The organism is Marivibrio sp., assembly GCF_040218065.1.
Taxonomy (GTDB): Bacteria; Pseudomonadota; Alphaproteobacteria; order UBA8366; family Aestuariispiraceae; genus Marivibrio.
The window spans coordinates 1-26,946 of record NZ_JAVJQE010000009.1 but is presented as its reverse complement, the minus strand read 5'-3'; the positions used below and the strand labels follow the sequence as shown (position 1 = coordinate 26,946).

26 protein-coding genes and 1 pseudogene are annotated in these 26,946 nt (G+C 68.1%); 13 read left to right on the top strand and 14 right to left on the bottom strand.

The window, feature by feature from the left end:
• Nucleotides 1-97: 97 nt before the first annotated feature.
• From cysS to mtnA, 4 genes are all read left to right on the top strand, one after another.
• Nucleotides 98-1,432, top strand: coding sequence for a cysteine--tRNA ligase (gene cysS, locus RIB45_RS08885; protein WP_350049903.1), 1,335 nt, complete (start codon nucleotides 98-100; stop codon nucleotides 1,430-1,432).
• A 180-nt stretch (nucleotides 1,433-1,612) separates the two neighbouring features.
• Nucleotides 1,613-3,208 carry a citramalate synthase gene (gene cimA / locus RIB45_RS08880; protein WP_350049902.1) on the top strand — a complete coding sequence of 532 codons (1,596 nt, stop codon included), beginning with the start codon at nucleotides 1,613-1,615 and terminating at the stop codon, nucleotides 3,206-3,208.
• Nucleotides 3,209-3,224: 16 nt separating this feature from the next.
• Complete coding sequence (locus RIB45_RS08875; protein ID WP_350049901.1) at nucleotides 3,225-3,881, top strand: class II aldolase/adducin family protein; 657 nt, start codon at nucleotides 3,225-3,227, stop codon at nucleotides 3,879-3,881.
• An 8-nt stretch (nucleotides 3,882-3,889) separates the two neighbouring features.
• Nucleotides 3,890-4,978, top strand: coding sequence for an S-methyl-5-thioribose-1-phosphate isomerase (mtnA, locus tag RIB45_RS08870; protein ID WP_350049900.1), 1,089 nt, complete (start codon nucleotides 3,890-3,892; stop codon nucleotides 4,976-4,978).
• Between the two features lie 223 nt (nucleotides 4,979-5,201).
• On the opposite strand, the gene RIB45_RS08865 is transcribed toward mtnA, so the two are convergent.
• On the bottom strand, nucleotides 5,202-6,074 hold the full coding sequence (locus RIB45_RS08865) for an S-methyl-5'-thioadenosine phosphorylase (protein WP_350049899.1): 873 nt from the start codon (nucleotides 6,072-6,074) through the stop codon (nucleotides 5,202-5,204).
• A gap of 130 nt (nucleotides 6,075-6,204) precedes the next feature.
• Between RIB45_RS08865 and RIB45_RS08860 the strand changes: the two genes are divergently transcribed.
• The 3 genes from RIB45_RS08860 to RIB45_RS08850 are packed head-to-tail and all read left to right on the top strand — an operon-like array spanning nucleotide 6,205 to nucleotide 9,311.
• Complete coding sequence (locus tag RIB45_RS08860; protein ID WP_350049898.1) at nucleotides 6,205-6,990, top strand: RNA methyltransferase; 786 nt, start codon at nucleotides 6,205-6,207, stop codon at nucleotides 6,988-6,990.
• Between the two features lies 1 nt (nucleotide 6,991).
• Nucleotides 6,992-8,752 (top strand): monovalent cation:proton antiporter-2 (CPA2) family protein, encoded by a 1,761-nt coding sequence (locus RIB45_RS08855; protein ID WP_350049897.1) that lies wholly within the window; start codon nucleotides 6,992-6,994, stop codon nucleotides 8,750-8,752.
• 43 nt (nucleotides 8,753-8,795) lie between these two features.
• A complete protein-coding gene (locus tag RIB45_RS08850) occupies nucleotides 8,796-9,311 on the top strand; it encodes a P-loop nucleotide/nucleoside kinase family protein (protein WP_350049896.1) in 516 nt (171 codons plus the stop codon).
• A gap of 12 nt (nucleotides 9,312-9,323) precedes the next feature.
• On the opposite strand, the gene RIB45_RS08845 is transcribed toward RIB45_RS08850, so the two are convergent.
• Complete coding sequence (locus tag RIB45_RS08845; protein WP_350049895.1) at nucleotides 9,324-10,253, bottom strand: DMT family transporter; 930 nt, start codon at nucleotides 10,251-10,253, stop codon at nucleotides 9,324-9,326.
• Between the two features lie 265 nt (nucleotides 10,254-10,518).
• Between RIB45_RS08845 and rpsD the strand changes: the two genes are divergently transcribed.
• Both rpsD and RIB45_RS08835 read left to right on the top strand, forming a co-directional pair.
• Nucleotides 10,519-11,136 (top strand): 30S ribosomal protein S4, encoded by a 618-nt coding sequence (gene rpsD / locus RIB45_RS08840; RefSeq protein WP_350049894.1) that lies wholly within the window; start codon nucleotides 10,519-10,521, stop codon nucleotides 11,134-11,136.
• A 155-nt stretch (nucleotides 11,137-11,291) separates the two neighbouring features.
• The gene (locus RIB45_RS08835) at nucleotides 11,292-11,750 is read left to right on the top strand and encodes a hemerythrin domain-containing protein (RefSeq protein WP_350049893.1); all 459 of its coding nucleotides are present in this window, start codon (nucleotides 11,292-11,294) and stop codon (nucleotides 11,748-11,750) included.
• Nucleotides 11,751-11,769: 19 nt separating this feature from the next.
• Here the strand turns inward: RIB45_RS08835 and RIB45_RS08830 are convergent, their stop codons facing one another.
• From RIB45_RS08830 to RIB45_RS08780, 11 genes are all read right to left on the bottom strand, one after another.
• On the bottom strand, nucleotides 11,770-13,113 hold the full coding sequence (locus tag RIB45_RS08830) for an MFS transporter (RefSeq protein WP_350049892.1): 1,344 nt from the start codon (nucleotides 13,111-13,113) through the stop codon (nucleotides 11,770-11,772).
• 95 nt (nucleotides 13,114-13,208) lie between these two features.
• The gene (locus RIB45_RS08825) at nucleotides 13,209-13,598 is read right to left on the bottom strand and encodes a DUF2237 family protein (RefSeq protein ID WP_350049891.1); all 390 of its coding nucleotides are present in this window, start codon (nucleotides 13,596-13,598) and stop codon (nucleotides 13,209-13,211) included.
• 26 nt (nucleotides 13,599-13,624) lie between these two features.
• Nucleotides 13,625-14,320 carry a phosphoribosylformylglycinamidine synthase subunit PurQ gene (purQ, locus tag RIB45_RS08820; RefSeq protein WP_350049890.1) on the bottom strand — a complete coding sequence of 232 codons (696 nt, stop codon included), beginning with the start codon at nucleotides 14,318-14,320 and terminating at the stop codon, nucleotides 13,625-13,627.
• Nucleotides 14,321-14,337: 17 nt separating this feature from the next.
• Nucleotides 14,338-14,580: a phosphoribosylformylglycinamidine synthase subunit PurS gene (gene purS / locus RIB45_RS08815; RefSeq protein ID WP_350049889.1), complete on the bottom strand. Its 243-nt coding sequence runs from the start codon at nucleotides 14,578-14,580 to the stop codon at nucleotides 14,338-14,340.
• A 163-nt stretch (nucleotides 14,581-14,743) separates the two neighbouring features.
• Nucleotides 14,744-15,229, bottom strand: coding sequence for a phosphate-starvation-inducible PsiE family protein (locus RIB45_RS08810; protein ID WP_350049888.1), 486 nt, complete (start codon nucleotides 15,227-15,229; stop codon nucleotides 14,744-14,746).
• 96 nt (nucleotides 15,230-15,325) lie between these two features.
• Entirely contained in the window at nucleotides 15,326-16,018 is a 693-nt protein-coding gene (locus RIB45_RS08805; RefSeq protein WP_350049887.1) for a PRC-barrel domain-containing protein, read from the bottom strand.
• A gap of 124 nt (nucleotides 16,019-16,142) precedes the next feature.
• On the bottom strand, nucleotides 16,143-16,985 hold the full coding sequence (gene rsmA / locus RIB45_RS08800; protein WP_350050124.1) for a 16S rRNA (adenine(1518)-N(6)/adenine(1519)-N(6))-dimethyltransferase RsmA: 843 nt from the start codon (nucleotides 16,983-16,985) through the stop codon (nucleotides 16,143-16,145).
• A 38-nt stretch (nucleotides 16,986-17,023) separates the two neighbouring features.
• Nucleotides 17,024-18,067 (bottom strand): 4-hydroxythreonine-4-phosphate dehydrogenase PdxA, encoded by a 1,044-nt coding sequence (pdxA, locus tag RIB45_RS08795; protein WP_350049886.1) that lies wholly within the window; start codon nucleotides 18,065-18,067, stop codon nucleotides 17,024-17,026.
• A 7-nt stretch (nucleotides 18,068-18,074) separates the two neighbouring features.
• Nucleotides 18,075-19,397: a peptidylprolyl isomerase gene (locus RIB45_RS08790; RefSeq protein ID WP_350049885.1), complete on the bottom strand. Its 1,323-nt coding sequence runs from the start codon at nucleotides 19,395-19,397 to the stop codon at nucleotides 18,075-18,077.
• Nucleotides 19,394-20,488, bottom strand: coding sequence for an LPS export ABC transporter permease LptG (lptG, locus tag RIB45_RS08785; RefSeq protein WP_350049884.1), 1,095 nt, complete (start codon nucleotides 20,486-20,488; stop codon nucleotides 19,394-19,396). Before lptG ends, RIB45_RS08790 begins: the two co-directional genes overlap by 4 nt.
• A gap of 7 nt (nucleotides 20,489-20,495) precedes the next feature.
• Nucleotides 20,496-21,632: an LptF/LptG family permease gene (locus RIB45_RS08780; protein ID WP_350049883.1), complete on the bottom strand. Its 1,137-nt coding sequence runs from the start codon at nucleotides 21,630-21,632 to the stop codon at nucleotides 20,496-20,498.
• Nucleotides 21,633-21,928: 296 nt separating this feature from the next.
• Here RIB45_RS08780 and RIB45_RS08775 point away from each other — a divergent pair, with 296 nt between their 5' ends.
• The 4 genes from RIB45_RS08775 (at nucleotide 21,929) to RIB45_RS08760 (ending at nucleotide 25,888) form a co-directional block, all read left to right on the top strand.
• Entirely contained in the window at nucleotides 21,929-23,431 is a 1,503-nt protein-coding gene (locus RIB45_RS08775; protein WP_350049882.1) for a leucyl aminopeptidase, read from the top strand.
• A gap of 37 nt (nucleotides 23,432-23,468) precedes the next feature.
• The gene (locus tag RIB45_RS08770; RefSeq protein ID WP_350049881.1) at nucleotides 23,469-23,939 is read left to right on the top strand and encodes a DNA polymerase III subunit chi; all 471 of its coding nucleotides are present in this window, start codon (nucleotides 23,469-23,471) and stop codon (nucleotides 23,937-23,939) included.
• A 173-nt stretch (nucleotides 23,940-24,112) separates the two neighbouring features.
• Nucleotides 24,113-24,709 (top strand): superoxide dismutase, encoded by a 597-nt coding sequence (locus tag RIB45_RS08765; protein ID WP_350049880.1) that lies wholly within the window; start codon nucleotides 24,113-24,115, stop codon nucleotides 24,707-24,709.
• Nucleotides 24,710-24,970: 261 nt separating this feature from the next.
• The gene (locus RIB45_RS08760; protein ID WP_350049879.1) at nucleotides 24,971-25,888 is read left to right on the top strand and encodes a hypothetical protein; all 918 of its coding nucleotides are present in this window, start codon (nucleotides 24,971-24,973) and stop codon (nucleotides 25,886-25,888) included.
• Here the strand turns inward: RIB45_RS08760 and RIB45_RS08755 are convergent.
• Nucleotides 25,852-26,946, bottom strand: a pseudogene (locus RIB45_RS08755) (hypothetical protein); the annotation flags it as partial. The gene RIB45_RS08760 and the pseudogene RIB45_RS08755 overlap by 37 nt on opposite strands.

The window sequence follows — 26,946 nt, the reverse complement described above, 5'->3', positions numbered from 1 at the left end:
CGCCCGCGTACGGCTGACGGCCCGCCGCCCGCCGCCTTGCAACCGGCCGCGCTATGAGGCATGACACGGGCCTTCCGGCAGGCGAGGTTCGGGTCCCATGACGCTTACGATCCACGACACCGCGACGCGCGAAAAGCGGCCGTTCGAGCCGCGCGATCCGCAGGCCGTGGGGATGTATGTCTGCGGGCCGACGGTCTACGATCGCATTCATATCGGCAACGCGCGGCCGCTGATTGTCTTCGACGTGCTGTACCGGCTGTTGCGGAGGCTCTATCCGTCGGTCAAATACGTGCGCAACATCACGGACGTCGACGACAAGATCAACGCGCGCGCGGCCGAACGCGGCGTCGAGATCGGCGACCTTACGGCCGAGACCATCCGCTATTTCCACGAGGACGCGGCCGCGCTGGGCTGCCTGACGCCGGATGTGGAGCCGCGCGCGACCGAGACGATCCCGGAGATCGTCGCGCTGATCGAGCGGCTGATCGACCAGGGCCACGCCTACGCGCTCGACGACGGGCACGTGCTGTTCCATGTGCCCAGCTGGCCCGACTACGGCCGCTTCGCCAACAAGGACCGGGATGAGCAGATTTCCGGCGCGCGGGTCGACGTCGCCAGCTACAAGCGCGATCCAGCGGACTTCGTGCTGTGGAAGCCTTCCGACGAGGACCAACCCGGCTGGCCGAGCCCCTGGTGCGATAAGGGGCGCCCCGGCTGGCACATCGAATGCTCCGCCATGTCGGAGAAGCATCTGGGCGCGGACTTCGACATCCACGGCGGCGGGCTCGACCTCGTCTTCCCGCACCATCAGAACGAAATCGCGCAAAGCTGCTGCGCCCATCCGCCGGGCGCGCGCGACGGCCGTTTCGCCAAATACTGGATGCACAACGGCTATGTGATGAGCGAAGGCGAGAAGATGTCGAAGAGCCTCGGCAACTTCTACACCGTGCGCGAACTGCTGGACGAATTTCCGGGCGAGGCGCTGCGGCTGGTCATCCTGAAGACGCACTATCGCTCGCCGCTGGATTTCTCGAAAGAGAAGCTGCGCGAGGCGAAGGCGGAGTTGGACGGATTCTATCGTCGGCTGACCGGCGACGCGGCGGGCGAGCCGCCGACCGCGCTGTTGTCCGCCTTGCAGGATGATTTGAACACGCCGAAGGCGATTGCAGCGTTGCATGAATGTGACGATCCGTCCGCCTTTCGCGCCGGCGCCGACATGCTTGGATTGCTGCAACAGGACGCAGAAACCTGGTTCAAGGGCGGCGCCGACGGGCCCGACGCCGCGGAAGTCGAGCGCCTGATCGACGCGCGCAAGGCGGCGAAGAAACAAAAGGACTTCGCGACCGCCGACAAGATCCGCGACGATCTGGCCGCCAGGGGCGTCGTGCTGGAGGACAAGCCCGGCGGGGTGACGGAGTGGCGGCGGGCGTGAGGGGCGGTTAACGCCCTCTCCCTTTCCTAAGGGGAGAGGGAGGGATCCGCGGCGCGGGACTCGTCGCGGGAGGGTGAGGGGATCGATGCGGCCAAGCGCTTGCGCCCCCACTTTCCGCGACCACCCTCACCCCGCCCTCTCCCCTCTGAAGGGGAGAGGGAGCATGAGGATGACGAGACCATGAGCGAGCGTATCTACCTCTTCGACACCACGCTGCGCGACGGCGCGCAGACGCAGGGCGTCGACTTCTCCGTCGCGGACAAGGAGGCGATCGCGCGCGGATTGGACGCGTTGGGCGTGGACTATATCGAAGGCGGCTGGCCCGGGGCCAATCCGAGCGACGACGCCTTCTTTCAGGCGCCGCCCGCTTTGCAGACCGCCAAGCTGGTCGCCTTCGGCATGACGCGCCGGCCCGGGCGGTCGGCGGAGAACGATCCGGGTCTCGCCCCCATCTTGTCCTCCAAGGCGGACGCCGCCTGTCTCGTCGGCAAGAGCTGGGACTTCCACGTCGACGTGGCGCTGGAGATCGACCACGCGGAGAACGTGGCGATGATCCGCGACTCGATCGCGCTGGCCAAGGCGCGCAAGGGCGAGGCGATGTTCGACGCCGAGCATTTCTTCGACGGCTGGAAGGCGAACCGGGCCTTCGCGCTCGCCTGCATCACGGCGGCCTATGAGGCCGGCGCGCGCTGGATCGTGCTGTGCGACACCAACGGCGGAACGCTGCCCGACGAGGTGGCGCGCATTGTCGCCGAGGCGGCGGAGCATGTGCCGGGCGATCACCTCGGCATTCACGCGCACAACGACACCGGGAACGCCGTCGCCAACAGCCTGGCGGCCGTGCGCGCGGGCGCGCGCCAAGTGCAAGGCACGATCAACGGGCTGGGGGAGCGCTGCGGCAACGCCGATCTGATGGCGGTGATCCCGTCGCTCGCCTTGAAGATGGGAATGGACTGCGGGGCGGCCGGCGAGCGGCTCGAGGAGCTGACAGACGTCTCGCGCCTGCTGGACGAGCGGCTGAACCGCCCCTCCGACCGCCACCGCCCGTATGTCGGCGAGGCGGCTTTCGCGCACAAGGGCGGCCTGCACGTCTCCGCCGTCGCCAAGGACCCGCGAACCTACGAGCACATCGAGCCGCATTTGGTCGGAAACCGTCGGCGCATCGTGGTCTCGGACCAAGCCGGCCGGTCCAACGTCGTCGCGATGCTCAACGAGATCGGCGTGGAGATGGAGGAGCCCGCGCTGCGCCGTCTGCTGGACGAGGTGAAGGCCCAGGCGCTTGCCGGCTTCGCGTATGACGGGGCGGAGGCCTCTTTCGAACTGCTGGCCCGCCGGACGCGCGGCGAGGTGCCGGAGTATTTCGACCTGATCCGCTTCCGGGTGATCGACGAGCGTCGGCGCAACGCGATCGGCGATCTGGTGACCGAGTCCGAGGCCACGGTGATGGTCGAGGTGGCGGGCGAACAGTCGATGCGGGTGGCCAACGGCAACGGCCCGGTGAACGCGCTGGATACGGCCTTACGCGCCGCGCTGATGAGCGTCTATCCGGATCTGGCGCAGATGCATCTGGTCGACTACAAGGTGCGGATCATGCCGCCCTCGGCCGACAGCACCGGCACCGACGCGGTGACCCGCGTCACCATCGAAAGCCAGGATCAGGACGGCGTGCGCTGGACGACCGTGGGGGCCTCCGCCAACATCATCGACGCCTCCGTCATGGCGCTCTACGACGCCTACGCCTACAAGCTGTTCCGGGCGGGCGCGCGGGGCGCCTGAGGAAGGGACGACCGTCATGACCGACCAGGAGCGCGCCCAGGCCGTGATCGACGCGGCGCTCGCCATGAACGCGGCCGGGATCAACCAGGGGAAGTCCGGCAACGTCTCGGCCCGCTCGGAAGACGGCGCGGCGATGCTGATCACGCCGTCCGGGGTCGCATACGAAGACGTGACTCCGAATTCGATCGTACGCGTACGGCTGTCCGACGGCGGGGCCGAGGGCGCGTTGCTTCCCTCCAGCGAATGGCGGATGCATCGCGACATCTATGCGGCTCGGGCGGAAGCGGGCGGGATCGTCCACACGCACGCCCCGCATTGCACAGCGCTGAGTTGCCGGCGGGAGGGGATTCCGGCGTTCCATTACATGGTGGCGGCGGCCGGCGGGATCGATATCCGCTGCGCCGACTACGCCACCTTCGGCACGCAGGCTCTGTCGGACCATATGCTGACGGCGCTGGAGGGGCGCACGGCCTGTCTGCTGGCCAATCACGGCATGATCGGTTTCGCCGCCGACCCGGCCAAGGCGCTGGCCCTGGCGGTGGAGGTCGAGGCGCTGGCCCGGCAGTACCTGCTGGCCCGCCAGCTCGGCGATCCCCATATCCTGAGCGCCGCCGAAATGGCCGAGGTGCTGGAGAAGTTCAAGACGTACGGCAAACAGCCGAAGCGAAAGTAGAACGCGCTATGGAAATCGACGGAATCCCCTATCGCACCATCTGGGTCGAGGAGCCGGGCCGATCGGTCGGGATCATCGACCAGACCAAGCTGCCGCATCGCTTCACGACGGTGACGCTCTCCTCGATGGACGAGGCGGCGCGGGCGATTTCCGACATGTTGGTGCGCGGCGCCCCGCTGATCGGGGCGACGGCGGCCTACGGTATGGCGATGGCCTGCAACGAGGATGCGAGCGACGAGGGGCTGCGCCGCGCCTACGACCGGCTCTATTCGACGCGCCCGACGGCGGTCAATCTGCGCTGGGCGTTGGATCAGATGACGGCGCTGCTCGACAACCGCGCGGTCGAGGAGCGCGCGGCGCTGGCCTGGGCGCGCGCGGCCGAGATCGGCGACGAGGATGTGGAAATCTGCAAGGCGATCGGGCGCAACGGCCTGACCTTGATCGAAGAGATTGCGGCGCAAAAACCGAAGGGCGAGCCGGTCAACGTTCTGACCCACTGCAACGCCGGTTGGCTCGCCACGGTGGATTGGGGCACGGCGACGGCGCCGATCTACATGGCCTATGAGGCCGGGATTCCGATCCACGTCTGGGTCGACGAGACGCGCCCGCGCAACCAGGGCGCGGCGCTGACGGCGTTCGAGCTCGGCCGGCACGGCGTCGACCACACGCTGGTGGCCGACAATGTCGGCGGCCATCTGATGCAGCGCGGGTTGGTCGATCTGTGCATCGTGGGCACCGACCGGACGACGGCGCGCGGCGACGTCTGCAACAAGATCGGGACCTACCTCAAGGCGTTGGCGGCCAAGGACAACGAGGTTCCGTTCTATGTCGCGCTGCCGTCGACCACGATCGACTGGACGGTCGAGGACGGCTTGGCCGAAATCCCGATCGAGCAGCGTAGCGGCCGGGAGCTGACCCGCATCGCCGGGCGCACCGAGACGGGTGAGGTGGTCGAGGTCGACATCGCCCCCGAAGGCGTCGCCGCGCGCAACGACGCTTTCGACGTGACGCCCGCGCGCCTCGTCTCCGGCCTGATCACGGAGCGCGGCGTCGCGCCCGCGACGAAGGAAGGACTGGCGGGGTTGTTCGAGCGGTAGGGGGCGAGTTCGTTCATCCCGCCGGGGCGACGACGTCATAAAGTCAGCCCGCCGGTGGGAGTCCCCGCGAAGGCGGGGACCTTTCTCAACCGGCTTCGCCGCCGGCGTGCGATCCTCCTGAGGCCCCCGCCTTCGCGGGGGCGCCGTGATTTGCAGCAAGCACCATCATCCCGGAAGGTCGTCAGGCCGACCCGGATCTCGCTGACGCCGCGCGTCGCAACCCTCACCCGCCCAGCACGCGCCCCGCCACCGCGTCGAGCTTCGCCGTCATCGCCGGATCACGCTTGTCCGGATGGGTGATGAGAGCGTTCTCCAGCGCCTCGTCGCAGCCGTCGTCGGGGCTGGTCGGGCCGGTCAGCGTCGCCGCGACGCGTTTGACGAGCGCTCTAGCCTTGTCGGCGTTGTCGAGCAGCGTCTTCACCACCATCGCCACATCGACATGGTCGTGATCGGGATGCCAGCAATCGTAATCGGTGACCATCGCGACGGTGGCGTAGCGCAGCTCCGCCTCGCGGGCGAGCTTGGCTTCGGGCATGTTGGTCATGCCGATCACGTCGCAGCCCCAGCTGCGATAGAGCGCGCTCTCGGCGGCCGTCGAGAATTGCGGCCCCTCCATCACCAGATAGGTCCCGCCGCGCTGATAGGCGATTTCAAGCTCTTTCAGCGCATCCTCGCAGCGGTCGCCGAGCCAGCGCGAGACCGGATGCGCCATCGAGACGTGCGCGACGCAGCCGGGGCCGAAGAAGCTCCTCTCGCGGGCGACGGTGCGGTCGATGAACTGATCCACGACGACGAAGCGGCCGGGCGGCAGCTCTTCCTTCAACGATCCGCATGCCGAGACGGACAGCACGTCCGTGCAGCCGAGACGCTTCAGCGCGTCGATATTGGCGCGGTAGTTGATCGAGCTCGGGGTCTGCACGTGCCCGCGGCCGTGGCGCGGCAGAAAGCGCACCGGCAGCCCGTCCAGCACGCCGCACAGCACGTGATCGGAGGGATCGCCCCACGGCGTCTCCACCGAGGTCCATTCGGCGCCGTCGAGCCCCTCAATGTCGTAGACGCCGCTGCCGCCGATCACCCCCAGCACATGCTCGCTCATCGCCGCTCTCCCCGGATTTCTTGCATAATGCGGTTCTAAAGGGGCGCCGGCCCGTTGGCAATCGAGGCCCGCCTCGTCTAAAACCGAGAGGCGAGCCCGTTTCCCCCGCAATGTAGGCAGCGCTCCGCCCGTGACCGATCCCGCCGCCGACGAGAAGCCCGTCGTAATCCTGATCGCCCCGCAGTTGGGCGAGAATATCGGGATGGTCGCGCGCGCCATGCTGAATTGCGGGCTGACCGAGCTGCGCCTCGTGCGCCCACGCGACGGCTGGCCAAGCGAGAAGGCGCGCGAGACCTCGGCCGGGGCGCTGGAGGTGATCGACGGCGCCCAGGTCTTCGAGACGACGCGCGACGCGCTCGCCGATCTGACCCGCGTCTACGCCACGACCGCGCGCCCGCGCGAGATGGTGACCCGCGTGTTGACGCCGGCGGCGGCGGCGCGTGAGATGCGGGCGGAAGCGTCGGGCGGCGGCGGTAAGGCCGGGGTGCTGTTCGGCGGCGAGCGCTCCGGCCTCGACAACGAGGACATAAGCCTCGCCGACACCATCATCACCGCCCCGCTCAACCCCGGCTTCACCTCGCTCAATCTCGCCCAGGCCGTGCTGATGCTGGCCTACGAATGGTGGATCGCCGGCGACGAGACGCCGGCGGAGCGCCTGGAAACCAATCTTTCAGAGGTCGCGACCAAGGAGAGCCTCGACAATTTCCTGATCCGGCTGGAGGAACAGCTGGACGAAGGCGGCTTCTTCCGCTCCGCGCCGATGAAGCCGACGGTGATGCGCAACATCCGCAGCCTGTTCCAGCGCGCCCGTCCCACGGAGCAGGAAATCAGCACGCTGCACGGGATCATCGTCGCCATCCGCCGGGCGGAGCGCAATGCGCCGCGCTACGATCGGCGCCGGCGGGAGGAGAGCTGATATGGCGGCGGCCTCAGGCGCGGGCGTCGAGTTGGTCCAGAACGCGGCTGTCTTCCTGGGCGCCGCCGTGGTCGCCGTGCCGATCTTCCAGCGCCTGAAGCTCGGCTCTATCCTGGGCTATCTCGCCGCCGGCGCGGTGCTGGGGCCGGCCGGCCTCGCCGTCATCGACAATGCGGAGAACGTGCTGCATTTCGCCGAATTCGGCGTGGTGCTTCTGCTGTTCGTCATCGGGCTCGAGTTGAAGCCGTCGCGGCTCTGGTCGCTCAAACGCGACATCTTCGGCCTCGGTCTGCTTCAGGTGATGATCACCGGACTTCTCCTCGCCGCGATCGCCGCCCACGGCATGGGGGTGGGGTGGAACGCCGCGCTTGCCGGCGGGTTCGCGGTCGCGCTCAGTTCGACCGCCTTCGGCGTGCAGATTCTGCGCGAGCGGGGCGACCTCAACACGCCCTACGGCACGCGCGCCTTCTCGATCCTGCTGTTTCAGGATCTGGCGATCGTGCCGCTGCTGGCGCTCGTCCCCTTGTTGGCGGTCGGGGCGGAAGGGGCGGCGCCCGATTGGTTGGCGACGCTCGAGGCCGTCGGCGTCATCGCCGCCCTGGTGCTGGCCGGCAAGTTCCTGCTGAATCCGCTGTTTCGCATCATCGCGGCGACGCGCTCGGACGAGATCAGCGTGGCGGCGGCCTTGTTCGTGGTGATCGGGGCCGCCCTGCTGATGCACATGGTCGGCATGTCGATGGCGCTGGGCGCCTTCATCGCCGGCGTGATGCTGGCCGAATCCGAATACCGCCACCAGCTCGAGGCCGACATCGATCCGTTCCGCGGATTGCTTCTCGGCCTCTTTTTCATCGCCGTCGGCATGGCGGTGGATTGGCGCATCGTGATCCAGCAATGGGGCTTCGTCCTGGGCGGGGCGGTCGCGCTGATGGCGATCAAGGGGCTGATCCTGTTCGCGCTGGCCCGGCTTTTCGGGTCCGGCCCGAAAGACGCGATCCGCATTGCGGTCACCCTGCCGCAGGGGGGAGAGTTCGGCTTCGTGCTGTTCTCCGTCGCCGCGGGCGCGGCGATCCTCTCGCCCGCCGAGGCGAATCTGATGACGGCGCTTGTGACGGTCTCGATGGCGTTGACGCCGCTCGTCGGTCTGCTCGGCGATCGGGCGATCGGCCGCCTTTTCACCTCCGACGAGACCGGCGAGATGCCCGACGCCGCCGAGGCGGATCGCAACATGGCGATCGTCGTGGGCTTTGGACGGGTGGGGCAAGTGGTGGCTCGCATTTTCATGTCCGTGGGCGTGCCGGTGACCGCGATCGACGGCGACCCCAAGCGGATCGAGGCGGCCAAGCGCTTCGGCCATAAGGTCTATTTCGGCGACGCGACGCGCGTCGACGTTCTCGCCGCCGCCGGGGCGGCGGAGGCGGACATGATCTTCGTCACCATCGACGACCAGAAGGCGTGCCTGCAGGCGATCCAGGAGATTCGAAAGCGCTTCCCCCAGATCAAGATCATGGCGCGCGCCCATGACCGGATCCACGCGCTGGAGATGATCGATTCCGACGCCGACTATTTCGTGCGGGACACCTTCGAAAGCTCGGTCGTGCTGGCGGCCGAGGGCCTGCGCCGGCTGGGCGAGGGGGAGGAGACGATCGATCGCGTGATCGAGGAGTTCCGCCGCGCGGACGCCGACATGCTGAAACAGCAGAAGGTCGACGGCCTCTACGCCGTCAGCGAGGGCGGCGAGACGATCCGGCTGGACAAGACCTGAGACCGCGCGGCGCCGGCGCGCGGCGACAGGCGATGGAGCGCTGATGGCCGTTGTCACTGGACCGTTGCTGATCGCCCTGTCGGGGCCGCCCGGCGTCGGCAAGTCTTGCGCGGCGGACGCGCTCGCCCTCTGCACGGGCGCGGTGGTGGTCCGGGTGGACGCGATCGAAGCCGGCCTTCGACGCCACGATCCGGCGCTGGCCGATACGCCGGCGGGCTACCTCGTAGGCTATGCGCTCGCCGCCGACCACCTGGACCGCAAGGCGGTCGTCATCGCGGACTGCGTCAATCCGCTGCCGGAGACGCGCGCGGCCTGGCGGGCGGTCGCCGCGGAGGCGGGCGCGCGTTTTTTGGCGGTCGAACTGCGGTGCGGCGACGAGGCGCTCTGGCGCGAGCGGGTCGAGGCGCGTCGGGAGGCGGCGGGCGCGGCGCGCGCGCCAAGCTGGGAACAGGCGCGCGCCCGGCGAACGCCGCCTTGGCCGGAGGCGGATTTGCGCTTGGACACGGCTCGCCGCGCGCCGCTGAGCGTGGCCGAGAGCATTCTGGCGGCGTTGGGCTGACGGCGCCCGCGTTCACCCATGCGGCGGCGGATGGGGCCGGACGCGCCGGCGGCGGCTGAGGCGCCAGACGGCGTGGAGCGCGACCGCGCCGAGGACGACCGCGCCGCCGATATAGGTCGGCAGGCCCGGCGCCTCGCCGATCGCCAGCCAGACCCAGAACGGACCCAGCACCGTCTCCAGCAGCATCAGCAGCGCCACCTCCGGCGCCGGCACCGTGCGCGGACCCAGCGTGATCAGGCCGAAGGCGATCGGCAGCACGACGAGGCCCAAGAGCAGCATCATGCCGAGCCGCATCCCTTCGAGCGATCCCGGATCGGCCAGCGGAATCATCGCGATCATGGTGAGGAACCCGCCCAGCGCCGTCGCCGGCACCATGTTGCGCGCCTTCGATTTGCGGATCACCGTGAAGGTGCCGGCCAGCGAGAAGGCCGTCAGCAGGGCGAACAGATCGCCGACCGACGTCCCGGCGGAGAAGCCGCCGCCCACCACGATGGCGACGCCCGCGACGCCGGCGGCGATCGCCGCCCAGGTCGGCAGCGGGACCCGCTCGCGCAGGAAAATGACCGAGAACAGCCCGGCGAACAGCGGGGCCGCGGCCAGGATCACCAACACGTTGGCGACCTTCGTGTGCTCCACCGCGAGCACGAAGCTGAGCGCGTTGACGGCGTAGATGCCCGAAACCGCGAGCCCCGCCCAGCCGAGACCGCGGATGTCGGCCCACATCTTCCCGCGCCGAACGACCCAATAGGCGATCATCAGGGCGCTGGGCATCAATAGGCCGCGCCAGAAGGTCATGGTCCATGGATCGGTGTCGATCAGACGGATCAAAAGCGTGTCCGGCGTCAGCACCATGACGCCGAACAGCGTCAGCGCGAAGCCGCGCGCGTGCGCCGCCCGTTCGGCGTCGGACGCGTCCTGGTCGATCTCGCCGCCAGCGGTCATGAACGCTCCTGAAAAAAGGCTCGTCGCGCCCGGCGCGCCGGGTTTGACAGCGTCTGCGAAATCCCTATAGTCCGCGCGCTTTCCGGGAATGCGGATCGCGGACGCTTGCTCGCCGCACGACGGTCGGGCGATCGAATCGCGATCCCGCCGCCTGACGGCCGGGTGGATGCAGGGCGCATCAACCTTAAGTGGCCATCGGGGTCGGACTACCGGGACAACGCCAACCGCCGGTCGGCATCCGATCGGGTAAACCGGGAGAGACCATATGTCAAAGCGCAACGCCGCTAAGCACAAAATTGACCGCCGTTTGGGCGTCAACCTGTGGGGTCGGCCCAAGAGCCCCGTTAACAAGCGTGAATACGGACCCGGCCAGCACGGCCAGGGCCGCAAGCGCAAGCCCTCCGACTTCGGCATCCAGCTGATGGCCAAGCAGAAGCTCAAGGGCTACTACGGCAACATCGGCGAGAAGCAGTTCCGCAAGTATTACGATGAGGCCGTGCGCCGTCGCGGCGACACCGGCGAGAACCTGATCGGCCTGCTGGAGCACCGCCTGGACGCCGTCGTCTATCGCGCGAAGTTCGTGCCGACGGTCTTCGCCGCGCGCCAGTTCGTCAATCACGGCCATGTTCTGGTCAACGGTCAGCGCGTCACAGTTCCCTCCTACGTCGTCAAGATGGGCGATGTGGTCGAGGTTCGTCAGAAGTCGAAAGAGATGCCGCTGGTGCTGGAGGCGATCCAGTCCGCCGAGCGCGAGATTCCGGATTATCTCGACGTCGATCACAAGAAGCTGGCCGCTTCGATCACCCGCACGCCGAAGCTTGAGGACGTGCCCTATCCGGTCCAGATGGAGCCGAATCTGGTGGTTGAGTTCTATTCGCGCTAACGGCGCGTCCCAAAGCCACGAAGGACGCCCGGCCGCTTCGGCCGGGCGTTTTTTTTGTCGCGGCCTAGCCCGCCGCCACATCTTCGCGCAGCAGGCGGTGCATATCATAAAATGTATAACAGGGGCGTATCGCGCGAAGCGACTGCGAGGAGGGGATGAAGCGGTTTCTGTCGCCCGCGGTTTGGATCATCGCGTGGCTGGCGATCGATGAAGAGCCTCTCGCCATTCTCGACGCCCTCAACGACTGCGTCGACGCCTATGACGGAACGCGCGTCGGCGATTACGAGGCGCGGCTGGACGCCTTGATCGCTCGCTTGCGGGTCCGCTTCGCCCATGAGGAGGAGACGATGGCCGCGCACGGCTATCCCGGCCTCCTTTGGCGCCGAGATCGCCATGCGGGCTCGCTCGCGGCGCTTGAAGATATCCGGACGGCGTGCGCGCGCAAAGGCTATGCGGATCGCGAGGACGTTGTGAGCCATTTCGATGAGGTGCCGGCCGACGCGGCGAAGGCGGACCTCCGGTTCCAATCGCATCTGCAGGATCAGGGGCGGCTCACCCAGGCGGACATCGATCGGGTGCGCAGCCTTTTCGCCGAGACCCGAGGCTCGCGCTGATCGTTGAAGGCCCCGCGGGTCAGCGCGCGCTGGGGCTGTAGCGCGGCGGCTCCGCCGGATCGTCGCCGTCAGGGGTCTCGTCCAAGCCCAGCGCTTCGTCGACGCTTTCGGCCATCGCCCGCTTCGCCCGCGGATCGAGCTGAGGAATCGCTGGACTTGTGGCGGGCAGGTTGACGAAGGGATCGCGCTCCGCCGGGGCCTTGGCGCGCCGGCGCGTCATGCGGTAGGCGACGAAGCCGGCGAGCGCCAGCGCCACCGCGGCGGCGTAGAGGAAGACCCCGCCCGGCCCTAGCCGCTCCATCGCCAGCGAGCCCGCCGTCGGCCCGATCGCCGAGCCGATGGCCCAGCCCAGGATCAGGCTGGAGCACAGCGCCACCATCTGCTCCGGCTTGGCGAAGTCGGTGGCGTGCGCGATGCAGACCGCGTAGATCGACAGCCCCACGCCGCCCCACAGCCCGACCAGCGCGAACAGCATCCAGCCGTCGCCGATCCGCCCGCCCAGCAGGCCGAGCGCCAGCGACACGGCCGCCACCGCCAGCGCGCCGCCGACGATTACCCGGCGCCGATCCATTCGATCGCTGAGCCACCCGATCGGCCATTGCAGCAGCAGCGAGCCCAATTGGAAGACCGTCAGCAGCGCGCCCGCCGCCGCGGGGGCGAGGCCGACCTGCGCGCCGTAGAGCGGCGCCAGATTGAGCACGGCGGAATTCATCAGCCCGATCGCCACGCAACCGATCAGAGCCGCAGGCGCATTGCGATAGACCGCGCGCAGGCCGAGGCGTTCCGCCGGCGGCAAGGTCGGCAGCGGCGCGTGGGTGAAGGCGACCGGGAGCATCGAGATCGAGTAGAGCGCCGAGATCAACATGAAGAAGCCCGGCCCCGCGATCTCGCCGAAGGTCAGCATCATCGGCCCGCCGGCGAGCGCCAGCTTGTTCAGGATCATGTAGCCGGACAGCACGCGGCCGCGCTGGTCCGGGGGCGTCTGGGCGGAGACCCAGCTGTCCGAGATGGTCATCAGCCCCGCCATGCACAGCCCCATGAAGGCGCGCAGGCCCGTCCACAGCCAAGGGTCGCCGCTGACGGTGAAGGCGAGCGTGGTCGCCGCCAGAACCGCCGCCAGCGCCGCGAAGGCGCGGATATGGCCGATCCAGCGCACGAACCAGGTCGCGAACAGGCAGCCCGCCATGAAGCCGGCCGCATAGCCGGTGGAGACGAAGCCGACGGATCGCGCCGGCAGGCCCGCCGCCTCCATCTTGAGCGGCATCAGCGCCAGCAGCAGGCCGGAGCCCAACTGGAGCAGCGTGATCGAACCGATGATCGCCGCGAGCGAAAGATAGGGGGAAAGGGCGGCTGAGCGCGCCATGAGAGGGGAGGTCCGGGTCCGGGAAGACGTTTTGTCGATCTGGTCCGCAGACTATACCCGCCTGCCGGCGAGCGCCCGCGAGAAAAAGGCGCCGTTTAGCTCAGATCCGCCGCATGGGCCTTCATCAGGTCGAGCGGCACGATCTCCAACGCCTTCTCGTTGGTCGCCAGCAGATGCACCTTCGGCGCGGCGTCGGCCTCGTAGGCCTGCAGCCAGCGCGCCGCGCACAGACACCATTGATCGCCAGGCTTCAGGCCGGGGAAGCCGAATTCGGGCCGCGGCGTGGAGAGGTCGTTGCCGACCGATTTGGTGAAGGTCAGAAAGTCTTCGGTCATCACCGCGCAGACGGTGTGGGAGCCGTGATCCTCCGAGCCGGTGTTGCAGCAGCCGTCGCGGTAGAAGCCGGTGATCGGATCGGCGGAGCAGGGCAGAATCGCCTCGCCGAAGACATTGCGTTGGGCGTCGTCGTTCGCGGCTCCGAACATGCAGGCGTCCCTTCTTTAGCGAGCGGTCAGGCGGGGGCCAGCGCGTGCGCGAGGCTTTCGAACAGCGGCAGCCCCTCGGTCTTCCCGAGAGCCGCGTCGGTCGCATCTTCGGGATGCGGCATCATGCCCAGTACGTTGCCGCGCGCGTTGACGACGCCGGCGATGTTGCGCTGCGAGCCGTTGAGGTTGGTTTCGGCCGACACGGCGCCGTCCGCGTCGCAGTAACGGAACACCACGCGGCCCTCGCCCTCAAGCTCGTCCAAGGTCGCCTGATCGGCGAAATAGTTGCCTTCATTATGGGCGACGGCGACTTCGGTGACCTGGCCGGGCGTCAGCGTCTGGGTGAAGGGCGCGGCGCAGCGCTCGGCCTTCAGATGGGTGTATTTGCAGATGAATTTGAGGCCGGCGTTGCGCAACAGCGCGCCGGGCAGCAACCCGGTTTCGGTCAGGATCTGGAAGCCGTTGCACACGCCAAGCACCGCGACGCCGCGTTCGGCCTCAGCCTTGACCGCGCGCATGATGGGCGAATTGCCGGCCATCGCCCCGCAGCGCAGGTAATCGCCGTAGGAGAAGCCGCCGGGCACGACGATCAGGTCGTAGCCGGCGAGGCTCGTCTCGCGATGCCAGATCAGATCCGGCCGAACGCCCGAGGCGCGCTCGATCGCATCCAGCATGTCCTTTTCGCGATTGGTGCCGGGGAACAGGATGACCGCGGATTTCATGGGTTCGTCTCCGCGGCTCAGCCGTCGATCTCGATGGCGTAATTCTCGATCACGGTGTTGGCGAGGAGCTTCTTGCACATCGCCTCCACCTCGGCCTCCGCCGCCGCGCGGTCCTTGGCGGCGAGGTCGAGTTCGATCACCTTGCCCTGGCGCACCTCGTTGACCCCCTCGAATCCGAGGCCGCCCAACGCGTGTTCGATTGCCTTGCCCTGCGGGTCGAGGACGCCTGGTTTCAGCGTGACGAAGACTTTGGCTTTCATGGGCGGGCGCTCTCTCCAGAAAGGGGCCGTGGTGCGAAACCTGGGCGACGATCGCTCAGCCTCTAGCCGATTCGCCGTGCGCGCGCCCGGCTTTTACCAGCGTCGACGCGCCGCGACAACGCCGCGCCGAGAGGCGAGGGGCGGCGTGACGGACGGGGCGCGCTCACCGTTCGTCGGTTTCCTCCTTCGCCGCGCCGTCGTCTTCGCGTTCGACCCGGCGCACGATCCGCATGCTGCCGGCCAGCGCCAGGATGATCAGCGCCAACAGGCCCAGTTCGGCGAGCGCCGCCTGGAAGGTCGGATCCTGCATGTTCACATGCGCCGTGCTTTCGGCCGTGATCACCAGCATGCGCCGGATGGCGGCGATGATGGCGACGATGAAGAAGGGCTCGGCCTCAAGCCGATGGGTGCGGGCGATCCGCCGGACGGTGTAGATGATCTCCGCCAGCATCAGGACCAGCAAGGCCCGGTCGAGCAGATTGAGCAGGGCGCCCATATGGTCGCCCGCGCTCACCCGTTGGACGGTCTCGGCAAGCGCCAAGATCAGCAATGCGCCCGCCGCGCCGACCAGGATCAGCGCGGTCGCGATGTAGATCGTGGTCTCGGAGCGCTCCAAGAGCGGGGTCAGTCGGCGATTAACTAAATCCATGAGAGCAGCGTCAACAAAAGAGACGGCGAACGCGAGCGCTGGGCGCGGGTCCGACAGGACCCGGCCCGGCGTCGCGCGCGCTGGAAACGGCGCGGATTATTGATCCATTTCGCCGTAGTCGAAGCGGCCAAGTTCGATGATCTTGTCCTGCGTGTAGGGCAAGGTCGTGTGCTCGACCGACGTATCGATCCGGTTCGGATCGTAGGGCAGGGCGTAGCCCATGCCTTCTTCGCCGTCCGGCTCGACGACGTAGGCGTCGACCTTGCCGACCACGTTCATCAGCAGATCGTCGACCCGACCGTAGGGCTCGCGCCCGTCCAGATTAACGACCATGGACAAAAGCGCCTCGCCGCGACGTTCCTGGCCGGAATCGAAGGCCGCATGGGTCGGGGCCGTCTCAAGATCGAGCACCTGGGCGACCGTGTACGGCAAGGTCACGGCCCGTTCTTGAGAGTCGAACACGAGCGTGTCCCACTCCACTTCGAAAAAGCGCCCGTTCTCCACCATGTCGCCCTTGGTTTCGACGACCACCGTGTCGATTACGCCGTTCTGGTCGAAGATCACGTCCTCGACCCAGCCGACGCGTTCGCCGGTCTCGGCGTGGACGGACGCCTCCATCAAGGAGGTGAGCCGCCAGTCGCCGTAGAGCGCATCGTAGCTCCAGTCGCTTAGAATCGTGGTTTCGATCGCCCCGTGGGCCGGCTGCGTCGGCGTCGCGAGGCCGGCGGCGGCGCCGAAGACGAAGGCGCCGGCGGCGATCAGGCTGCTCGTTCTTGCGATGGTGCGCATGGGAGAGCCTCCTTTCTATCGTCGAGTTGCAGGCAACGCGCCGCAAGGACGCGCTGCGCGCCATCGACCTGGACCTATTGGTCAATTATGGTCGTGCAACCCCTTGACGATTTCTTTAGGGCGCCTAAGCGTCGCCGCTTTCGGACAGGCGCCGCCAGCCGCGCGCGAGCGCGGCGAAATCCGCGACCGTCAGGGTTTCCGCTCGGGCCGTCGGATCCAGCCCCGTCTCGGCGATCAAGGTCTCCGCCGCCGGCGTCAAGGTCTTCAGCGACCGGCGCAGCATCTTGCGTCGCTGTCCGAACGCAGCCGCCGTCACGGCCTCCAGGTCGGCCAAGCGACAATCCTCCGGGGGCGGAACCCGCGGTTCGATGTCGACCACGGCGCTTTCCACCTTGGGCGGCGGGGTGAAGGCGCGCGGCGGCAGGGAAAAGGCGATGTGCGCATGCGCGCGCCATCCGGTCAGCACGCCCAGGCGGCCGTACGCGTCGTCGCCGGGGCGTGCGACGATCCGCTCCGCCACCTCCTTCTGGAACATCAGCACCAGGCGTTCGAAAAGCTCGGCGCGCTTCAGCCAGCCGATGAGAAGCGGCGTCGCGACATTGTAGGGCAGGTTGGCGACGATGCGCCGCGGGGGCGGCCCCAACGCCTCAACGTCCACCGTCAGGGCGTCGGCCTGCAGCAGGACGAGGCGTCCGTCCGCCGCCTCGACCAATGGCGCCAACGCCTCGATGCAGCGCGCGTCCTTCTCGATCGCGACGACGCGGGTCGCGCCCTCGCTTAACAACGCCCGGGTCAAACCGCCCGGGCCGGGGCCGACTTCGATGACGGTCCCCCGGTCGAGCGGCGCCGCCGTCCGGGCGATCTTGCCCGTCAGGTTCAGGTCGAAAAGAAAGTTCTGACCCAGCCCCTTGCGTGCGCTCAAGCCCGACCCGGCGATCACCTCGCGCAAGGGGGGAAGCGCCGCCACGCGTTCGGCGATCCGCCGTGCGTCCGGATCGCCGTCGCTCACGGCTGGTGGGCGCCGGGCGCGCGGGCGCGGTTGGCGGCGGCCCGGGCGGCCAGCCGCAGCGCGGCGATCAGGCTGTCCGGCCGCGCGACGCCCGCTCCCGCCAGGGTAAGCGCCGTGCCGTGATCCGGCGAGGTGCGAATGATCGGCAGGCCGAGGGTCATGTTGACCCCGCCGTGGAAATCCAGCGTCTTGACCGGGATCAGCGCCTGGTCGTGATACATGCCGAGCGCTGCGTCATAGGTCTCGCGGGCCTCCGCATGGAACATGGTGTCGCCCGGCAGCGGACCCAGCACGGTGATCCCGTCGGCGCGCAGGATCTCCGCGGCGGGCGCGATGATCTCGATCTCCTCGCGTCCCAGCGCGCCGCCTTCTCCAGCGTGGGGATTGAGGCCGGCGAGCGCGAGACGCGGGGCGGCGATCGCGAAGTCGCGCGCCAAAGCCGCGGCCGTAATCCGCCCCGTCTCGACGATCATATCCGTCGTCAACTCCTGCACGGCCTTCGCCAGCGGCCGGTGGATCGTCACCGGCACGGCGCGCAAACCGGGCGCGACCAGCATCATGACCGAGCGTTCGGCGCCGGTGAGCGCCGCCAGATACTCGGTATGGCCGGGATGGGTGAACCCCGCCTCGTAAAGCGCGCTTTTCTGGATAGGGTTGGTGACGACGCCGGCGGCTTCGCCGCTTTGCGCCGCGCGCACGGCCCGGTCAATCGATTCGATGACGCTCGGCGCGTGGGCCGGATGCGGTGCGCCGGGGGTTGCGTCGGCGCAGCCGCCGCGCAGCGGGAGCACGGGCAGGGCGCGCCCGAAAACGCCGGGCGCTTCCGAGGGCGCGTCGATCGCGGCCACTGGCGCATCGAGACCGATCTTGCGCGCCAATGCCGTCAGCCGGTCCGGATCGTCGATCATAAAGAACGGGGACAGGTCTTCGCCGGCGCGCCGGGTCCATGCGGCCAGCGCGATCTCTCCGCCGACGCCCGCCGGCTCGCCCATCGTCACCGCCAGCGGCGGCGTTCTCACCTCGGGGGCGCCGTCCGCCATCGCCGCCTCAAAGCCGGACGTCGACATAGGCCGCGCGCCGCAGGTCGCGCAGTTCCCGTCGGGCGCGCAGATCCAGCCGCTCAGACAGCAACCGGTTCGCCACCTCGTCGCGGCTCGGCAGGTTGGCCGTCGCCTCCTCGCGCGCGCAGATCGAGATCATCACCATCGGGCCGCCGCGGTCGATCGCGCGCGATGTCTGGCCGGTTTGAAGCGGCGCCACCGCCTCGCGCACCGCTTCCGGCAGATCGCCAAGCCGCACCCCGTCCGCACGGGCGATGCTGGCGTCGCCGCGTTCGTCTGAGTAGCGCTGCAACCCGTCGCAGCCGGCGATCGACCCGGCGCGTTGATCCAAGTCGCGCCGGACCAGGTCGCGCGCGGCCGGATCGTCGCCGTCGGGACGGACGGTCATCTGCGCCAGATCGATTGTCGCGTCGAGCGGGTCGACCCCTTCGATCCGCTCGTCCGTGACGTACAGGATGTAGTAGCCCGCCACCGTTCGGATCGGACGGGAGATCATCCCTGGGCGCAACTGCTGCAGGACTTCGTCCAACTGCGGCTCCAACTGCCCGGCGGCCACCCAACCTAAATCGCCGCCGGCCGGCGCGGTCGAACTCTGCGAGAAACTCCGCGCGATCGAGCTGAAATCCGCGCCGTTGCGGATCTGGCTGACCAGCCGTTCGGCGTTCTGCCGCACGTCCTGCTCCCGGTCCGGATTGTCGACGGACAGAAATATCTCATAGACCCGGTGCTGCGGCTGATCGGCGACGGCGGCGAGGCGGGCCAGCTCTTCGTCGATCTCGTCCTCGCCGATGCGCACGTCGCGACGCAGTCGGCGTTGCACATACTTCGCCCAAGCGATCTGCGGCTCGATCTGTTGGCGCAACGCCGTTGGGTTGACTCCGCGCTGGGCCACAAAGGCCCGAAGTTGGTCCGGGGACTGCATGTTGTTGCGCTGGGCCAGTTGTTCGATTTGCTGCTCGATTTCACGGTCGGTCACCCGCACGCCGTTCTCCGCGGCGGCCTGGAGCTGCAGCTTTTCGTCGATCATGGAGCGCATGACCTGCGGCAACAGACGCTGTTGCGTCTCCTGATCCAGCTCCAGCCCTGACGACAGCGCGACCAGCGACAGTCGGTTGGTCAGATCGTAGATCGAGATCACGTCGCCGTTCACCACCGCGGCGATGCGCAGCACATTCTCCTGCGCCGCGGCCCGTCCGTCGCGCGGGTCCGCGCCCAACGGATCGGGGGCGAAGGCGCCGCCCCCCAGCGCGACCAGTCCGGCTGCGACGACGGCGAGGGTGCGAAAGCGACGGGGGGGTTGGAACGTCATCCATCCTCCAGATGCAACAGCGCGGTCACGCCAAGCATTGTGCTGACCCCCGCCGGCATCCAGGCGGCGAGTTGCGCCGGGATGCTGGCGGACAGGCCAAGCGCGTGGACCACGTTGGTGAAGAAGTAAAGCACAAAGCCGCTGGTCACGCCGCCCACAACCATCAGTCCGGTGCGCGCGCGCCGTCCGGTTCGGATCGTGAAGCTGGCCGCGATCAGCACCATCGCGCACAGCAACAGCGGCGTCGCCAGCAACGAATGCAGATAGAGCCGGTGAATGTTGGCGTTGAATCCGGCCTCCTCCATCGTGCCGATGAACTGCGGCAGCTCCCAGAAGCTGAGACTGTCGGCGGAGGCGAAACTGTCTTGGATCTTGTCGACGGTCAGGTCCGTCGCGATCCGGTATGTTGCGTAAGGCTCCGAGGCCCGCTCGGGCTCGGAGACGAACGCGTCCTGGAGCTCCCAATAGCCCTCTCGCAGAACCGCGCGCGCGGCGTCGACGCGTCCCACGAACCGGTCCTGCTCCGCCAACCGGTAGACGGTGACGCCGATCAGCGTAGCGCCCCTGCCGTCTACGTCGTCAGCGTGGATCACCGACTGCCGGTCGCGCGTGCCCTGACGCAGCCACACGCCCGTCGGCGAAACGGCCAACTCGCTGCGTTGCTGGCTGAGATACTTCGCCTCGAGCTGTTCGTATTGGGTGCGCATGGCCGCCGCGAAGGGATTGAAGGTCGTGATCAACACCACGCCGACCAGGAAGGTGATCGCGATGGGGGCCAGCAGCAGTTGCCAGACAGACACGCCCGCGGCCCGGGCCACCACCAGTTCGTTCGCCCGCGCGAGACGCCAGAAGGTCAGCATGCCCCCGATCAGCACGGCGAAGGGCAGCATGTCCTGGACCAGATGCGGGAGCTTCAGCAGCGACATCTGCACCACGACCTCGGTGGTCACCTCCTGTTTGCCCGACGCGCGGCGCAACAGCTCCACCAAATCGAACATCGCCACGATCGCGATCAACGTCAGAAAGACCGAGGCGAGCCAAAATCCGAAATGCCGGCCCATGTAGCGGGTGAACAGCAGCGATAGGCGCATCGTCCCGCTACTCCGCCGGCTGGCCGAGCGGCTCCGCCGTCTCCGGCGGCGGGGCGCGGCGCTTGTGTTTTCGCGGCTTGTAAAGCACCGCCAGCGCGATCAGGAGCGGCGCGAGCGCGTTCGCCCAAAGCGCCGGCAGTAGGTCTAAATTGCGCCCGGCCGCGTTCAACAGCGACAGATGCCCGATCAGAACCACCGTCATGACGCCCACGGCGCACAAAACGCCGCCCAGATTGCCTCGTCGCGAGAACTGCGCGCGCAACATGAAGGCCAGCGCCAAGGCCGCATAGGTGATCGGTAGGATGGGGAGAACCAGGCGGCCATGTCCTTCGGCGATCAATTTCGGGCGGTAGTAGACGTCGTTCGGGTCGGTCTCGCTGGGATAGAGAAGACGCGGAAGGAAGCGCTCCTCAGGCTGATCCCAGTAGTTTTCGCTCGCCTTCCGGTCGCCGCCAAGGTCGATCGTACTACGGTCGAACCGCACCAGATGCATGCGCCCGTCCTCGAAGGATTGGCGGGTGCCGTTCAGGACGACGATGCGCGGACCCTGTTCGGTCTCGACCACGGCGCCGCGTTCTGCGATGACGGTGAAGGCCGTCTCGCCGGCCGCCTGACTATGATAGAGGATCCCCTGCAACTCGCCGGAGCCGGTGCGTTCGCGCACGAAAATCGTCACCTCGTCGCCGACGTTCGTGAACTTGCCCTCCTGCAACAGCGCCGCGCCCCATTGGGAACGGGTCTCTTCCAGATGAAAGCGCAACTCCTTCGCCGCCGCCGGCATCATGTAGAGCGTCATGGCGTAGCACACCGCGCTCGCCGCGACCGCGACGATCAGCGCGGGACGCGCCAACGACCAGGTGCTCAGCCCCGCCGAGCGAAGCACCACAAGCTCGCTGTCGTTGATCATCCGGTTGTAGCTGAAGAGCGTCGCTCCGAAGAGCGCGATCGGCATTACCAGCGCGACGAACCGCGGCACCATCAGCGAGGCCATATAGCCGAACTGGCTGAGGCCCACGCCGCGATTGACGATCAGATCGATCAGCCGCACTGACTGGACGAGGAGCACCGCCACGCACAAGACCACCGTCGCGAACAGGGTCACGGCCGCGATCTGTTGGCTCATGTAGAGTGTGACGCGTCGCATGTTCGATCCGTTAACGAGTCCGGTCCGTCCGGTCGAACGCCCCGCCTGCGCCGGCGCGGCGCCTGGAGCTAGAGCGTTTGTTTTCCTAGCAAAAGCGCCCCGCCCATGCACGCGCTTTCACCGGGCGCCCCGAAATCGCCCCTTTCGCCGCGCCGGCGGTTTCCCCGGCCGGGGCGCTTTTCAAGCGCGAGGGGAGGCCCTACTCTCTTGCATGGAGACGCCGGACGCAGCGCCGCTGTCGCGCGCGGGGCCGGCGGGCCAAGCGACTTAACTTGCAGGGAATTTCGGGTCCGACCATGACGAACGCGCTCAAGATCGCCTTTTCCGATGCGCCCAAGGGCGCGCCCAAGAAAGCTGGCGCGACGGGCGCCGTCGCCTGCGCGATCGAGGAGGGCCGCAAACTCGGCCCCGCCGCTCAGCGCGTCGACGAGGAGACCGGCGGCGCGATCAGTCGGGCGCTGAAAGTCAGCCGGTTCAACGGCAAAACCGGCGAATCGCTCACCGTCCTGGCCCCGTCCGACGCCGCCTACAGCCGAGTCTATCTTTACGGCGTCGGCCGCGGATTGGAGTTGCTGCAGTGGCAGGACGTCGGCGGACGGCTCGCCAAGGCGCTTAACGCCGACGGTGAGAAGGAGGCGCTGATCTGCGTCGATCTCGGCGCGGTCAGCGCGGCCGATGCGGCTGCAAACCTCGCCTATGGCGCGCTTTTGTCGGGGTATCGCTTCGACAAGTACCGCACCAAGGAGAAGGCGAGCGACAAACCGACCCTCCGGAAGCTTTCCGTCCAGTCGGAGGAGCCGGCGAAGGCCCGCAAGCTTTACAAAGACCTCGAGGCCGTCGCCGACGGCGTCTTCTTCACGCGGGACCTCGTCTCGGAGCCGCCCAACGTCCTTTACCCCGAAAGCTTCGCGAAGGAGCTACAGGCGCTCGAAGCGCTCGGCGTCGAAGTCGAAGTCATGGGCGAGAAGAAGCTCGAGAAGCTGGGCATGGGCGCGCTGCTCGCGGTCGGCCGAGGCTCGCGCCGGGAAAGCCAAGTCGTGGTCATGAAATGGAACGGCGCCGGCAAATCCTCGCGCCCGCTCTGTTTCGTCGGAAAGGGCGTCACCTTCGACACCGGCGGCATCTCGCTCAAGCCCGCCGGCGGCATGGAGGAGATGAAGTGGGACATGGGGGGCGCGGGCGCCGTCTCCGGCTTGATGAAGGCGCTGGCCGGCCGCAAGGCCAAGGCGAACGTCATCGGCGCCGTCGGTCTGGTCGAGAACATGCCCGACGGCGACGCGCAGCGTCCGGGCGACGTGGTGACCTCAATGTCCGGCCAGACGATCGAGGTGATCAACACCGACGCTGAGGGCCGCCTCGTGCTGTGCGACGTGCTGACCTATGTCCAGAAGGAGCACAAGCCGCAGTTGATCGTCGATCTGGCGACGCTGACCGGCGCCATCATCATCGGACTGGGGCATGAGCACGCCGGCCTGTTCTGCAACGACGACGAGCTGGCCGAACGTCTGCACCGCGCCGGCCAGGACAGCGCCGAGAAGGTCTGGCGGCTGCCGATGGGCGAGGATTACGACAAGCAGTTAAAATCCGACATCGCCGACATGAAGAATGTCGGCGGTCGGCCGGCGGGGTCGATCACGGCCGCGCAGTTCCTGGCGCGCTTCATCGACAACACCAAGTGGGCGCACCTGGATATCGCCGGCATGGCCTGGTCGACCAAGGAGAAGCCGACCGTCCCGAAGGGCGCGACCGGCTTCGGCGTTCGGCTGCTGAACCGCTTCGTCGCCGACCATTACGGCTGAGGCGGCGGGCGGTCGGCTCGGGCGCGGAGGCTCGGCGATGGAAATCCGCTACTATCATCTTGAGCGGGCGAGCCTGGAGGGGGCGCTTCCCATCATGTTGGAGCGCTGTCTGGAGCGCGGCTGGCGCGCGATCGTGCGTGCGCGCTCGACCGACCGGGTGGAGCAGTTGGCCGATCACCTCTGGACCTACGCCGAGCGCAGCTTCCTGCCCCACGGCTCCGCCGCGGACGGCCACGCCGCCCAACAGCCGATCTGGCTGACCGACCAGCAGGAGAACCCCAACGGCGCCTCCGTCCTATTCCTGACGGACGGGGCGGAGGCCGCGAGCGCGGAGGGCTTCGCCTTGGTCTGCCGGATCTTCGACGGCCGGGATCCAGAAGCCGTCGCCGCCGCGCGGGCCGCCTGGAAGCGCGAGATGGAGGGCGGGCGTCATCTGACCTACTGGAAGCAGACCGATCGCGGCTGGGAGCGTGCGGCGGAGAAGAACGCCCCGGACGCGGAGGCCTGAACCCCGGTCCCGCCGTTCGTCCGGGTTGATCCCCGCCCGCGAGCGCTTACATTGCGCAGGCGGGACGAGGGGGCTTTCGCGGCGTATCTGCGCCCGCCCCCGTCTTTCGCCCGAAACGAGACCCCACCGAAGCGGCGACGCGCCGCGCGAAACAGGGATAAAGCGAGGGAAAAATGGCTATCGAACTGCCCGATCTGCCCTACGGTAAGGATGCGCTCGCGCCGCACATCTCGGCCGATACGCTCAGCTTCCACCACGACAAGCACCACAACGCCTACGTCACCAAGACCAACGAGCTGATCTCCGGCACCGACCTTGAGGGCGCCTCGATCGAGGAGATCGCCCAGGCGGCCCATGACAAGGGCGATCAAGGGCTCTTCAACCAGGCCGCCCAGGTCTGGAACCACACCTTCTATTGGCACTCGATGAGCCCGAACGGCGGCGGTCAGCCGACCGGCGACATCGCCGACAAGATCAAGGAGGATTTCGGCTCCTACGAGGAGTTCGCCAACCAGTTCAAGACCGCCGGCGCGACGCAGTTCGGCTCCGGCTGGGCGTGGCTCGTCCTCGACGGCGGCAAGTTGAAGGTCGAGAAGACGCTCAACGCCGACACGCCGCTGGTGCACGGCAAGACCCCGCTCATCACCATGGATGTGTGGGAGCACGCCTACTATCTCGACTACCAGAACCGCCGTCCGGACTATATGGGCGCGTTCCTGGAGCATCTGATCAACTGGGACTTCGCCAACCAGAACCTGAAGGCCGCCTGAGGCGCCGCAGGCTCGGGTTCGTCCCGGTCGCAATGAAAACGGTCGTCCGGTCATCCGGGCGGCCGTTTTTCTTTGAGGCGGGCCGCGGCGCGGGCCGCCCGCACGCCCCTCGGCGCCCCCGCGAAAGCGGGGGCCTCGGGCGGCGAAGGGCGGGCGGCGAAGGGCGGGCGGCGGCGGCCTCCAGTTGCATGGTGCGCGCGCGGAGCGCCAGGCCCGCATAGGCCGCTTCCGAGCCCGTCAAAAGCTCTCTATAATTGAATAATGAAGAAGTTGCTCCTTTTCGCGCTGATCGCGCTGACCTTCGCCTCCGCCCGCGCCGCCGCCTTGGACGCGGCGGAGATCGCCGCGCGGGAGCGAGATAGGGCGTTGTGCAACGCCGCAATGGACGAGGTCGCGGCCGGCGTCGCGGCGCAGGACCGTTCGATCGTGCAGCCGGCGATCGATCGGCTGGAGACGTTGGTGCACCGATCGATCGTCTGCGGCTTCGCGCCCGCGATCATCGCCGCCGCCTATCGCCTCGAGCTCGCCGAGCCCGGGGAGGGGGAGCCGGACGCCGAGGCGCACTTTCGCCACCAGGCCGCGCGCTGGTGGCTTCAGCGGTGGTTGGACGACGCGCCGCCTGAGGAGTGGGACGGGTTTGCTGACATCTTCGGCCCTGCCTTCAGGGAATGGCCGACGCCGTTGCGCGACGCGCTGCTCAACGGGGTTGAGGGGGAGCGAGCCTGGGCCGCCTTGATCGTGAAGGGCGGTCCTCTTGCGCGCCTCGAACTGATGGCGCGCCTTCACTTCGGCATTGGCCAAGCCCCTTATCCAAGCTTCGCCCGAACGGTGAGCGATCCGCCCACGCCGGAAGAGATGACGCCCGCAGAGAAACGCGCAGTGGGCCAGATGCTCCTGTCGCCGGCGGCGGACCCGAGTTACCGCGCAGGCGGGCGATATTGGCTTCGGGAAGCGGTCGCGGAGCGTGATGCGATCGCCGCGCTCGTCTTGGGCGGTTTCCAAGTGCACGAGGGCGACTACACGGATGCATATTATCACATGCTCCTGGCCGCCGCGTTGGGAGCTTGGCCGAATCCGGATGATGTGGAGCGCGCCGCGGCCGCCTTGACCGCCAAAGAACGAAAAAAGGTTCGCCGTGAGGTTCACCTGTTTCTGCGATACTCGACCTCTGCAGACTGATCGGACGGAACTGCAGCGCCATGGCCTTTGTCCCGACATACACGGCGCTTTTCCTCCAGCGCTTCTATCTCGGCTTCAAGAGCTTCTAACTCCTCCCGCGCTTCGTTCATCTCTTGCTCCGCCGCGCGAAGTGCGTCTTGCGCGGTGTCCAATCTATACAATGTGAGGATAAGCGCGCCACCGGCGACGCCCGCGGTTCGTAAGATGCACGCTGCAGCTCTTGCCGCGTTCAAATTGAGCAAGCAAAGCCCAACGTCGAGCCCGGCTTTTGCGGCGTTGACTTTCTCTGTTTGGATTGAGGCTTCCGCGGCGGCCGCTTCGCGCAAACGAGCCGCAACCTTTTCTTCCGCTTCGCGGACACGCTCACGGACCTTTGCTGCGCTCGCCTTAAGCGCGTCGATCTCCTCCTGCGTCGGGCAGTCGTCTTCCGGTTCGTCGTCGTCCGGGTCGGGCGGCGGCGGCTTGTCGTCCGGCAGGGGGCGTGACCCGTCGTCGGGCGGGCCGGGGAGGCCGGGCGGGCGGCCGTCGTCATCGCCGTCTGGCGGCGGGCGAAAGCCGTCGTCGGGCGGTCCTGGATAGCCGGGCGCGCGACCGCCCCCGTCGCCGGGCATTGGCCGCGATCCGTCGTCGGGCGGTCCCGGCCGGCCAGGGGCGCGACCGTCGCCGTCGCCGGGCAGGGGGCGCGAGCCGTCGTCGGGCGGGCTTTTCGCCCGCGCGGCCCGTTCGGCGCGCAGGCGGTCGAGTTCGCGGGCGAGGATGGGCCGCGCGGTCTCCGGGTCCGTGGTGCGGGCGAGGCGGATCAGGTGGAGGCGGCCGGTGCGGCTTTCCGAAAGCGCGGCGAGGTCGTCCTCGGCGATCCGGCGGCGCCGGGCGCGGTCTTGCAAGAAGACGGCGAGGCGGTCGTCGAGCGTCTCATCCTCCGGCCGGCGGCCTTGCGCGGCCAAGCGCCAGACGCGCCGGCGGCGGTTGTCGAGCGCGGCGTCGGTCGGCCCGCCGGGCCGCGCGAGCCCGTCGACTTTCAGGCCGGCGGCGGCCTGGAAGCGGCGCAGCGCGCGGGC